12 protein-coding genes are annotated in these 11,050 nt (G+C 66.2%); all 12 read left to right on the forward strand.

Annotation, left to right across the window (positions count from 1 at the left end):
* Window positions 1–634, forward strand: a 634-nt coding sequence (locus RT567_RS08560; protein ID WP_313575771.1) for a DUF3363 domain-containing protein, incomplete at its 5' end; no start/stop codon positions are given.
* A gap of 18 nt (window positions 635–652) precedes the next feature.
* Window positions 653–1,084 carry a hypothetical protein gene (locus RT567_RS08565; RefSeq protein ID WP_003168651.1) on the forward strand — a complete coding sequence of 144 codons (432 nt, stop codon included), beginning with the start codon at window positions 653–655 and terminating at the stop codon, window positions 1,082–1,084.
* Between the two features lie 172 nt (window positions 1,085–1,256).
* A complete protein-coding gene (locus tag RT567_RS08570; RefSeq protein ID WP_003165150.1) occupies window positions 1,257–3,242 on the forward strand; it encodes a conjugal transfer protein TraG in 1,986 nt (661 codons plus the stop codon).
* 81 nt (window positions 3,243–3,323) lie between these two features.
* A complete protein-coding gene (locus tag RT567_RS08575) occupies window positions 3,324–3,599 on the forward strand; it encodes an HU family DNA-binding protein (RefSeq protein ID WP_003165149.1) in 276 nt (91 codons plus the stop codon).
* A gap of 158 nt (window positions 3,600–3,757) precedes the next feature.
* Window positions 3,758–4,792 carry a serine hydrolase gene (locus RT567_RS08580; protein ID WP_232623933.1) on the forward strand — a complete coding sequence of 345 codons (1,035 nt, stop codon included), beginning with the start codon at window positions 3,758–3,760 and terminating at the stop codon, window positions 4,790–4,792.
* A 199-nt stretch (window positions 4,793–4,991) separates the two neighbouring features.
* Window positions 4,992–5,393: a CopG family transcriptional regulator gene (locus RT567_RS08585; RefSeq protein WP_003168647.1), complete on the forward strand. Its 402-nt coding sequence runs from the start codon at window positions 4,992–4,994 to the stop codon at window positions 5,391–5,393.
* A 38-nt stretch (window positions 5,394–5,431) separates the two neighbouring features.
* A complete protein-coding gene (gene trbB / locus RT567_RS08590; RefSeq protein ID WP_003165146.1) occupies window positions 5,432–6,397 on the forward strand; it encodes a P-type conjugative transfer ATPase TrbB in 966 nt (321 codons plus the stop codon).
* Window positions 6,394–6,714, forward strand: a complete 321-nt coding sequence (locus RT567_RS08595; RefSeq protein ID WP_003168646.1) for a TrbC/VirB2 family protein — start codon at window positions 6,394–6,396, stop codon at window positions 6,712–6,714. The genes trbB and RT567_RS08595 overlap by 4 nt, the downstream gene beginning before the upstream one ends.
* Window positions 6,711–6,968, forward strand: a complete 258-nt coding sequence (locus tag RT567_RS08600) for a VirB3 family type IV secretion system protein (protein WP_003165144.1) — start codon at window positions 6,711–6,713, stop codon at window positions 6,966–6,968. Before RT567_RS08595 ends, RT567_RS08600 begins: the two co-directional genes overlap by 4 nt.
* Window positions 6,962–9,400, forward strand: a complete 2,439-nt coding sequence (gene trbE, locus RT567_RS08605) for a conjugal transfer protein TrbE (RefSeq protein ID WP_003165143.1) — start codon at window positions 6,962–6,964, stop codon at window positions 9,398–9,400. The genes RT567_RS08600 and trbE overlap by 7 nt, the downstream gene beginning before the upstream one ends.
* A gap of 17 nt (window positions 9,401–9,417) precedes the next feature.
* Complete coding sequence (gene trbJ, locus RT567_RS08610) at window positions 9,418–10,146, forward strand: P-type conjugative transfer protein TrbJ (RefSeq protein WP_003165142.1); 729 nt, start codon at window positions 9,418–9,420, stop codon at window positions 10,144–10,146.
* A gap of 10 nt (window positions 10,147–10,156) precedes the next feature.
* Window positions 10,157–11,050, forward strand: an 894-nt coding sequence (gene trbL / locus RT567_RS08615) for a P-type conjugative transfer protein TrbL (protein WP_313575774.1), incomplete at its 3' end; no start/stop codon positions are given.

An 11,050-nucleotide genomic window follows, 5' to 3' on the forward strand; every position in this document is an offset into this window, starting at 1 on the left:
GGCCATGCGCAAGGCCGGCGCCGGGGTCGAGCGCGAAGCCGACGGCCGCTGGTCGATCGCGCCCGACCATGTCGCGCGGGCGGCGGCGTTCGAGGCCGGGCGCGCCAAGGCCGCGCCGGTGGCCGTCGATAGGCTTTCCACGATCCCGCTCGAACGGCAGGCTACTTTCGACGGTGCGACCTGGCTCGACCGCCAACTGGTTGCATCCGCGCCCGAGGCGACGCGCGACGCGGGGTTCGGGCAGGAGATCGCAGAGACGAAGGCCCGCCGGATGCGTTGGCTCGTGGGCCAGCAGTTGGCCGAGGAGGATCAGGGCAAGATGGTCTATCGTCGGGACATGCTCGCCCAGCTCAGGCGGCGCGAGATGAGCCGCATCGCCGGGACCCTCTCGGACGAACTCGGTCTGGGCTATGTCGAGAGCCGGTCGGGCGACCGGATCGAGGGCGTCTATCGTCGGCCGGTCGATCTGGCCTCGGGGCGCGTCGCGCTGATCGAGAAGTCCCGCGAATTTACCCTCGTGCCCTGGCGGCCGGTTCTCGACCGCCATGTCGGCCGGACGGTGTCGGGCGTGATGAAGGGTGACGGCGTCAACTGGACGATCGGGCGTGGGCGGGGCGGGCCGTCGATCACCTAGGCAGGAGGCGATGTGCTGATGAGTGATTGCAAGAGGGCGGGCGCCTACCTGGCGTTGGCGCGCGACTATGCCGAGGCGGCAGGCGTCGTCTTGGGAAAGCGGGCCGATCTGCGCTCCTACTGGCACTTGATCGCCCATGCCCTTGAGTTGGCGCTCAAGGCCCAGATTCTGCGTGTCGACGGCGAGGAGGCGTGGCTGATGTCGTCGGTCGGCCATAGTCTTGAAAGAGCCATGACGACAGTCGTGCGAAACGGGGCGTCAGCCCCGATACCACGGGACATCGCTCACTTGATCGAAGTGCTCGACGCTCCCCACTCCAGGCAGGAACTGCGCTATCCGTCTCTTCTTGGCTCTCCTGTCTGTTTCGCCCCCGCCGCCGCGCACGCGGCGCTTGCCGGGCTTTTGGAGATCGTAGACGGCGACCTCGCAATCGCGAGGCGCGGTTCCTGACCGGATGGGCAGCCTGGCGCGTCCGTGCGCTTGAATGCGGATAAGCAGTCTAACGATTCGATCCGCATGACGGGAGTCTCGCCTCGCCGCCCGCGCGCGCGTTGGCCGGCGGCGGAGAAACACCGTGACCCCTACCAAACTTCTCGTCGGCCAAATCCTCGTCTGCTTCGCCATGGTGACCCTCGGCGTCTGGGCGGCGACGCAATGGGCGGCCGCGATGCTCGGCCATCAACCGCAACTCGGCCCGCCGATGTTCACCCTGTTCGATGTCCCGGTCTATCGTCCCTGGGCGCTGTTCGGCTGGTGGTTCCATTACGAGGCCTATGCGCCCGACGTCTTCGACCGGGCGGGGCTGCTGGCGGGGGCGTCAGGCTTCCTCGCCTGCGCGGCCGCGATCGCCGGCTCGCTCTGGCGCGCACGGCAGAACCGCAAGGTGACGACTTACGGTTCCTCGCGCTGGGCCACGCACAGCGAGATCGCGCGCGCCGGATTGATGCAGCCGTCCGGGGTCTTCCTCGGCGTCAAGGACGGCGACTATCTGCGCCACGATGGTCCCGAGCATGTGATGGCCTTCGCGCCCACCCGTTCTGGCAAGGGCGTCGGCCTGGTCGTGCCCACCCTTCTGTCGTGGACGGGTTCGGCGGTCATTCATGACATCAAGGGCGAGAACTGGACGCTCACCGCGGGGTGGCGGGCCCGTTTCTCGCATTGCCTGATGTTCAACCCGACCGACCCCCGCTCGGCGCGCTACAATCCGTTGCTCGAAGTCCGCAAGGGTCCGGACGAGGTGCGCGACGTTCAGAACATCGCCGACATCCTGGTCGATCCGGAAGGGGCGCTCGAACGGCGCAGCCACTGGGAGAAAACCAGCCACTCCCTGCTGGTCGGGGCGATTCTCCACGTCCTCTATGCGGAGGAGGAGAAGACGCTCGCGCGCGTCGCCAGTTTCCTGTCCGATCCTCAGCGCAGCTTCGCCCATACCCTGCGTCGGATGATGGAGACCAACCATCTCGGCGCGCCTGAAAATCCGATGGTTCATCCGGTCGTGGCGTCGGCGGCGCGGGAGGTGCTGAACAAGTCGGAGAACGAGCGGTCCGGCGTTCTGTCCACGGCGATGTCGTTTCTCGGCCTCTACCGCGATCCGGTTGTGGCGGAGACGACCTCGGCCTGTGATTGGCGCATCGCCGACCTTGTGGACGCAGCGGCGCCGGTCTCGCTCTACCTCGTCATTCCGCCGTCGGACATCAGCCGCACCAAGCCCCTTGTCCGCCTGATCCTCAACCAGATCGGACGGCGCCTGACCGAACGGCTGGAGGGCGATCCGCAGAAGAGACGGCGACACGACCTGCTGATGATGCTCGATGAGTTTCCCGCCCTAGGGCGACTGGACTTCTTCGAGACCGCGCTCGCCTTCATGGCCGGCTACGGCATTCGCGCCTATCTGATCGCGCAGAGCCTCAACCAGATTTCCAAGGCCTATGGCGAAAACAACGCCATTCTCGACAACTGCCACGTCCGCATCGCCTTCAGTTCGAACGACGAACGGACCGCCAAGCGGATATCCGACGCGCTCGGCACCGCCACCGAGCTGCGCGCCCAGCGCAACTACGCCGGCCACCGCCTCGCCCCCTGGCTCAGCCATGTGATGGTCAGCCGACAGGAGACGGCCCGCCCGCTGTTGACGCCCGGGGAGATCATGCAGCTTCCGCCGGCCGACGAACTGGTGATGGTGTCCGGCCTCGCGCCGATCCGGGCGAAGAAGCTGCGCTACTATGAGGACCGCAACTTCAAATCACGGGTTCTGCGGCCTCCGGAACTCGCAGACGATGGGTATGCCGACCGCCCCGCTGCGCGTTCCGACGACTGGGGCGGTCAGGTGCGCGAACCGCATGTCGCGCTCGTCTCTCCGGACGAGGACGAACTGATCGCGGCGATCGCAGAAGAGGGCGGTCTCCAGCAGCAACGGCATCCGGGCCTTGCCGAGGAAGGCGCCGAGGCGACGCAGGAGCCCGAGGTCCACGACGCGGCTGCGACCGGCGAGGACGACGGCGATCCGGCGCTGGACCGGCGCGCGCTGACGGCGCTGAGGAATGTCTCGCGCGCTCACGCGATGAATGAGGCGACGGGCAAAGGAGACGACCTGCTGCCCGATTTCTAGGCCTGGCGTACTCAGATCCCAGGTGACGGCGGCGGTGCGTCACGCTAGGCGATGCGCCTCTACAACGCTCAGGAGACAGCAATGAACAACAGCGACCTGGCCGACAAGATCGCGGCCGAGCACGGGACCTCGAAAGCCGACGCCCGCAAAATCGTCGACGCGGTTTTCGCCGCGATCGCCGATGCGGCCGCTGGCGGCAGCGAGATTGCACTGAACGGCTTCGGCAAGTTCAAGGTGAAGGATAGCCCTGCGCGCGAAGGCCGCAATCCGGCGACGGGCGAAACGATCAAGATCGCGGCGTCCAAGAAGCTGACGTTCAGCCCCGCGAAAGCGGTCAAGGATAAGCTGAACGGCTGATCTCAACGGAGCGCGCGCCATGTGCGCGCGCTCCGCCAATGATGATTGCGTGGGCTGAATAACCCGTTTGCGAGAGTTGATCCCGTGCGCTGCTTCATTGTTCGATCTTCCGGGGCCGCCTATCGTGCCGGACATACTGAGCCCTTCGGAGGGGGTGGATGCAGGTACTGACAGGTTTAGGAATGGCTGCCGCCCTTGTCGCTTCGGCGGACACGGGTTCGGCCGACAAGGCCGATCTCGCCGCTGTCCTCGCGCAATGGGATAGACACGAGCATCCCGACCTTAGAGGCGTCGTCGTGCTGCGCGACGGGCAGTCGGTCGCTGAACGCTATTACAATGGTGCGACGCCGGAGGAGCTTCACGATGTTCGCTCCGCCGGAAAAAGCGTGACGGCGCTGGTCCTCGGCATCGCAATCGATGACGGGGCGGTTCGCTCGGTGAACGACACGGTGTCACAATACTGGTCTGCCGCTGAGGGGAGCGCCATCGGGGCCGCGTCTTTGGCCGACGTGCTGACGATGCGGTCGGGCTTGGCTGCCTTCGACGAAGACCCTGCCTCGCCCGGAAATGAGGATCGGATGGATGCCGCGCCCGATCCATTAGCTTTTGTCCTAGCTGTTCCGCAGGCCGACCCTCCGGGTTCGCGATATCGCTATAATTCCGTGACCGCCTACACGGCCGGCGTCGTCGTCACCGAGGCGATGGGCGCCAAAATGAGCGCGTTCGCCGATCTCCACCTGTTTTCGCCGTTAGGCGTCGCGCGCTGGCGATGGGATGATGACGCGGCGGGCGTCACGAAAGGGCAGGGCAATCTCTGGCTCACGACGCGTGGTCTGGCGTCGATCGGCGAGATGGTGCGTAACGGCGGGCGGTCAGGAAATAGCCAGGTCGTAAGCGAGCGATGGATAGCCGAGATGTTGGCGCCAAAGGTGAACATCGCGGCGGACGATCCTTACGCCGATAGCTATGGTTATTTCTGGTACGGCAAAACCTATCGGATCGCCGACACTGACATTGCCGTTTCGTTCGCATCAGGGAACGGGGGCAACAAGATCTACGTCGTCCCGTCCTGTCGTCTCGTGACAGCGGTCACGTCCTCCGCCTATGGCCGAGGCTATGGCCAGAGGCGATCGGAGGCGATCCTGAAATCCGTCCTTGACGCAGAAGTCGCAGCAGGTGGCTGCCAGGGTTGAGTAATGCGGATGATGACAAGCGCCGTCATCGACTGCGTCCGTGCATTTGCGTGAGAATAACGGGGATAACGGCCTGAGCCGCCTCGTCTGATCTTCGCTGTCGACCCGTCGCGCGTCGCGACGGCCGACGGACGAGGCTCATGAATAATCGTGCCAAAGGCGCCCAAGCCAGCCGGCTTCCTGCCCCGGTGGAACGCGCATGAAGCCGCGCCACCACGTGTATCTCGACGACGAACTCACCGCCGAGCTCGATCGGCTCGCGCGTGGACCGGGGACGTCAAAATCCGCCATCGTCGCCGGCGCGCTGCGCGAGCATTTCCGCCGCCGCGGAATGCGCGAGATCGACGAGCTGCTGAAGCCGCGCCTCGACCGGATGGCGGCCGATCAGCGGCGTCTCGCCCGCGATATGAACGTGCTGCTGGAAAGCGTCTCGCTCTTCCTCAGCTTCCAGTTCAGCCTTACCGCGCAGATTCCCGAGCCGGATGCGGCCGCCCGCGCGATCGGGCGCGAACGATTCCAGAAATTCATCGATCAGGTCGGACGGCGGATCGCCGGGACTGAGACGAGCGACATGCTGACCGTCCAGGAGGACGCGGCGTGACCGGCGCCAACCCCGTCACCTTCGGTCGACGCCGCGCCATGCTGCGCACGGCGATGGGGCCGGCGATCGCCGAAGCACTGGCCGATCCCGTGGTCATCGAGATCATGGTCAATCCGGATGGTGCGTTGCGGCTGGATCGGCTGGGTGAAGGCCGCACCGACACCGGCGTGAGAATGACGCCGCAGGACGTTGAACGGATTGTCCGTCTCGTCGCCGATCATGTCCGGGCGGAGGTCCATCCGAACGCGCCCATCGTCTCGGCCGAACTTCCGACGTCGCCCGACGGGAGCGGCGGCGAACGGTTCGAAGGCCTTCTCCCTCCGATCGCCACGGCGCCCTGCTTCGCCATCCGCAAGCCCGCCGTGAAGGTCCATCGCCTCATCGACTATATCGCGGACGGGATGCTCGCGCCGGTTCAAGCCGACGTCCTTCGACGTGCGGTCGTGGATCGCAAGAACATCCTGATCGCCGGCGGCACCTCGTCCGGAAAGACGACATTCGCGAACGCGCTGCTCGCCGAAATGGCCGGGCTCGACGAACGGATCATCCTCATCGAGGACACCCGCGAGCTGCAATGCGCGGCGGTGGACACCGTCCCGCTGCGAACACGGCCCGGCGTGGTCGGCATGGCCGAACTCGTGCGCTCGACCCTTCGCCTTCGGCCCGACCGGATCGTGGTCGGGGAGGTGCGGGGCGCCGAGGCGCTCGACATGCTCAAGGCCTGGAATACCGGCCATCCGGGCGGGATCGCCACGCTGCACGCCAACTCGGCGCACGCCGCGCTTTACCGGCTCGAACAGCTCGTCGCCGAAGGCGTCGTCACCGTGCCGCGCCGCCTGATCGCCGAAGCGATCGATCTCGTCGTCTTCATCCGCGGTCGCGGGGTCGGGCGGCGGATCGAGACCGTCGCCGAGGTGTCGGGCCTCGACAGCGACGGCGCCTACGCCGTGACCGACCTCAATCCCCCTCAGCTCAAAGCCCTTCTCAGAGGAGAACTCCCATGACGCCTACCGTGAATCCGCGCCTGTCCGCCTCGGTCGTCCTGGCCGGGGTCCTGATCCCGGTCGTCGCTCTCGCGGCAGGCTCCGGCATGCCCTGGGAAGAACCGCTCCAGAAGGTGCTGGAGTCGGTTCAGGGGCCGGTCGCCAAGATCGTCGCGGTTCTGATCATCATCACGACCGGGCTCGCCCTGGCGTTCGGAGAAACCTCGGGCGGTTTCCGCAAGCTGATCCAGATCGTGTTCGGCCTGTCGATCGCCTTCGCTGCGTCGAGCTTCTTCCTGTCCTTCTTCTCCTTCGGCGGCGGAGCGCTCATCGCATGAACGTCGAGGGCTTCGAGGTTCCGCTGCATCGCGCGCTGACCGAACCGATCCTGCTCGGCGGCGCGCCGCGCGGCGTGGCGATCCTCAACGGGACGCTGGCCGCCGCGATCGGGCTCGGTCTCCAACAGTGGGTCGCCGGCCTCATCATCTGGCTCGTCGGACACAGCCTCGCGGTCTTCGCCGCCAAGCGGGACCCGGACTTCGCCGCCGTCGGCGTCCGCCACCTTCGGCAGAAGGGATGGTGGTCATGCTGAACCTGAAAGAATACCGTCGCACCGCCGACCTTCTCGCCGATCATCTGCCCTGGGCGGCCCTGGTCGCGCCCGGCGTGGTCCTCAACAAGGATGGGGCGTTCCAGCGCACCTTGCGCTTTCGAGGTCCCGATCTCGAATCCGCGACGGAGGCCGAACTGGTTTCGGTCTGTGCGCGGGCGAACAACGCCTTGCGCCGGCTTGGCTCGGGCTGGGCGCTGTTCTTCGATGCGGTGCGCGCCGAAGCGCTCGGTTATCCTGACAGCGCCTTTCCCGATGCGGCGTCCTGGCTGGTGGATGAGGAGCGGCGGGCGCATTTCGACGGACGGCGCGGGCAGCATTTCGAGAGCCGCTATCACCTTACGCTCTGCTACTTGCCGCCCGCCGATCAGGTCAATCGCGCGGAGCGCGCGCTTCTGGAGCGGGACACCCCGGACGTCGGTCGCGATTGGCGTCAGGAACTGCGGGCATTCGTCGCCGAAACCGATCGCGTCCTAGACCTTCTCTCCGGTTTCATGCCCGTGGTGCGCGGCCTGGACGATGCGGAGACGCTGTCATTTCTTCACGCGACGATCTCGACGCGGCGCCATCTGGTCGCCGCTCCGTCGACGCCGATGCATCTGGACGGTCTTATCGTCGACACCCCGCTGTCGGGCGGCATCGAGCCGATGCTGGGCGACGAGCATCTGCGGACCGTCACGATCCTGGGCTTTCCCAACGCGACCCGTCCCGGTCTGCTCGACGCGCTCAATCATCAGGACTTCGCCTATCGCTGGGCGACCCGCTTCATCTGTCTCGACAAGACGGAGGCGAACAAGACGCTGACCAAGATCCGGCGCCAATGGTTCAACAAGCGCAAGTCGATCGCGCAGTTGATGCGCGAGGTGATGACCAACGAGCCGGTCCCGCTGACCGACACCGACGCCGACAACAAGGTGGTCGATGCGGACCTCGCCTTGCAGGCGCTCGGCGGCGACCATGTCGCCTTCGGCTATCTGACCACGACGGTCACCGTGTCCGACGTCGATCGCGGTGCCGCCGAAGAAAAGGTCCGCGTCGTCGAGCGGATCGTCAACGGGCTCGGCTTCACCTGCATCCGCGAGTCCGTCAATGCCGTCGAAGCCTGGCTCGGAAGCCTCCCCGGCCATGTCTACGCCAACGTCCGTCAGCCGCTTGTCCACACGCTGAACCTCGCCCACCTCATGCCGTTATCGGCGGTCTGGTCCGGTCCCGTTCGAAACGTCCATCTCGACGGCCCGCCGCTTCTCTATGCGGAGACGAGCGGGGCGACGCCGTTCAGGCTGTCGCCCCATGTCGGCGACGTCGGCCACATGCTCATCGTCGGACCGACCGGCGCGGGCAAGTCGGTGCTGTTGGCGCTGCTCGCCCTACAGTTTCGCCGCTACGCCGGATCGCAGATCTATATCTTCGACAAGGGGCTGTCGGCGCGGGCGGCGACGCTGGCGATGGGCGGCGACCATATCGCGCTCGGGGAGGGGGACGCGCTGGCGTTCCAGCCGCTCCGCGACATCGACGACGACGCCGAACGCGCGTGGGCCGCCGACTGGATCGCCGAACTTCTCAGCCATGAGAAGCTGATCATGACGCCGGAGCTGAAGGAGATGCTCTGGTCGGCGTTGACGAGCCTTTCCAGCGCGCCGTCCGAGGAGCGCACCCTGACCGGGTTGTCCGTCCTGCTGCAATCCCAGGCGCTGAAATCCGCGCTCGCGCCGTGGACGCTGGAAGGTCCGTTCGGACGACTGCTCGACGCCGCCGAAAACCGGCTGACGCTCACCGACGTGCTGTGTTTCGAGACCGAAACCCTGATGGACACGCCCAGCCTTGTCCTGCCCGTGCTGAGTTATCTCTTCCATCGCCTGGAAGCCCGGTTCGACGGTCGTCCGACCCTGCTCATCCTCGACGAAGCCTGGGTCTATCTCGATAATCCGACTTTCGCCCAACGCATCCGCGAATGGCTGAAGACGCTCCGAAAGAAGAACGTCAGCGTCGTCTTCGCCACGCAGTCGCTGGCGGACATCGCCGACAGCAGCATTGCGCCGGCCATCATCGAAAGCTGCCCGCAACGCATCTTCCTTGCGAACGACCGGGCCGTCGAGCCGCAGTCCCGCGCCGCCTATGAACGCTTCGGCCTGAACGAGCGTCAGGTGGAACTCATCGCCCGGGCGACGCCCAAGCGGCACTACTATCTCCAGTCGCGCGGCGGAAACCGGCTGTTCGAACTTGCACTCGGCCCGGTCGCGCTCGCGCTTTGCGGCGCGTCCGACCCCGCGACGCAAGCCTTGATCGACGACCTCCTGAAAGCACCGGGGCCCGACGCTTTCGGCGCGGCCTTCCTGCGCGAGCGCGGCCTTGCCTGGGCCGCCGACCTCCTCAGCGATTTTCCCGGCGCGGCTGAAGCCGCGCCATTCAACTAGCAGAAGGAGCCGACCTCATGAATTCCCGCATCCTCATCGCCGCCGTTCTGGCCTCGACCGTCGCCGCCGGCGGCGCGCTCGCGCCCGTTTCGCCGGCCCACGCCCAACTCAAGGTCTTCGACGTCACCAACTACAGCCAGAACGTCCTGACGGCCGCGCGCACCCTCCAGCAGATCAACAACCAGATCACGGCGCTCCAGAACCAAGCGACCATGTTGCAGAACCAGGCGCGCCAGCTTCAGCGTCTGGACTTCTCCTCGCTGGACCAGCTCACGCGCTCCATCGAGCGCATCGACGGCCTGATGGCTCGCGCCGAAGGCATCGCCTTCGACGTCGCCGCCACTGATGCGGCGCTGCGCGAACAGTTTCCGCAGACATTCGATCGAAGCCTCAGCACCGACCAGATCGTCCAGCGCGCGCGCGCCCGGCTCCAGTCGTCCTTGCAGGGCTATCGTCAGGCGATGCGCGTTCAGGCCCAGGTCGTCGAGAACGTCCGGGCCGACGGCGCCTTGCTCACCGATCTCGTCGCGCAAAGCCAGGTCGCCACCGGCGGCTTGCAGGCGCAGCAGGCCGGCAATCAACTGATGGCGCTCGTCGCCCGTCAGCAGCTTCAGCTTCAGTCGATGATGGCGGCGCAGTATCGCGCCGACGCCATCGAACAGGCGCGCCAGCGACAGGTCATGGAAGCGGCCCACGAGCGGACCCGGCGGTTCATCGGAACCCGCCCCGCCTATACGCCGCAATAGGCCGCGCACGATGGACCCGGCCCCGGACCTCAACATCATCGACCGCTTCCTGGCGGCCTTCTCGCAATACATCGACAGCGGGTTCGGCCTGCTCGGCGGCGACGTCGCCTTTCTCACCACTATCCTGATCGGGCTCGACATCACGCTGGCCGGTCTGTGGTGGGCGATGGACGCGGACAAGGATGTCCTGGGCCGGTTCCTGAAGAAGATTCTCTATGTCGGAATCTTCGCCTTCATTCTCGGCAACTTCCAACAGCTCGGCGAGATCGTCTTCCGCAGTTTCGCCGGCCTCGGCCTCACCGCGGGCGGGGGCACGATCGGCCCCGACGACCTGCTGAAGCCGGGCAAGCTCGCTTCCGTAGGCTTCGACGCCGCCAAGCCGATGCTGACGGCTATCAAGGACATGCTCGGCTTCCCCGCCTTCTTCGGCAACGCCCTGTCAATCCTCGTGCTGTTCGTCGCCTGGCTGGTGGTGGTGCTGGCCTTCTTCATCCTCGCGATCCAGCTCTTCCTCACGATCATCGAGTTCAAGCTGACGACGCTGGCGGGTTTCGTGCTCGTGCCGTTCGCCCTGTTCAACAAGACGAGTTTTCTCGCCGAGCGGGTGCTCGGCAACGTCGTCTCGTCGGGCCTCAAGGTCATGGTGCTGGCCGTCATCGTCGGCATCGGCGGCGGCTTCTTTGAAATGTTTCTCTCCGCCGGGATGGGCGAGCCGGACGTGGCTTCGGCGATGACGCTTGTTCTCGCCGCTCTTTCGCTGCTCGGTCTCGCCATCTTCGGACCGGGCGTCGCCTCCGGCCTCGTGTCCGGCGCGCCGCAACTCGGGGCGGGTGCCGCGGTCGGCACGGTCGCGGGCGCGGCTCTTCTCGGAGCCGGCGGCGCCGCGCTCGGCGCACGGGCGCTC

The organism is Brevundimonas sp., assembly GCF_032107865.1.
GTDB lineage: Bacteria > Pseudomonadota > Alphaproteobacteria > Caulobacterales > Caulobacteraceae > Brevundimonas.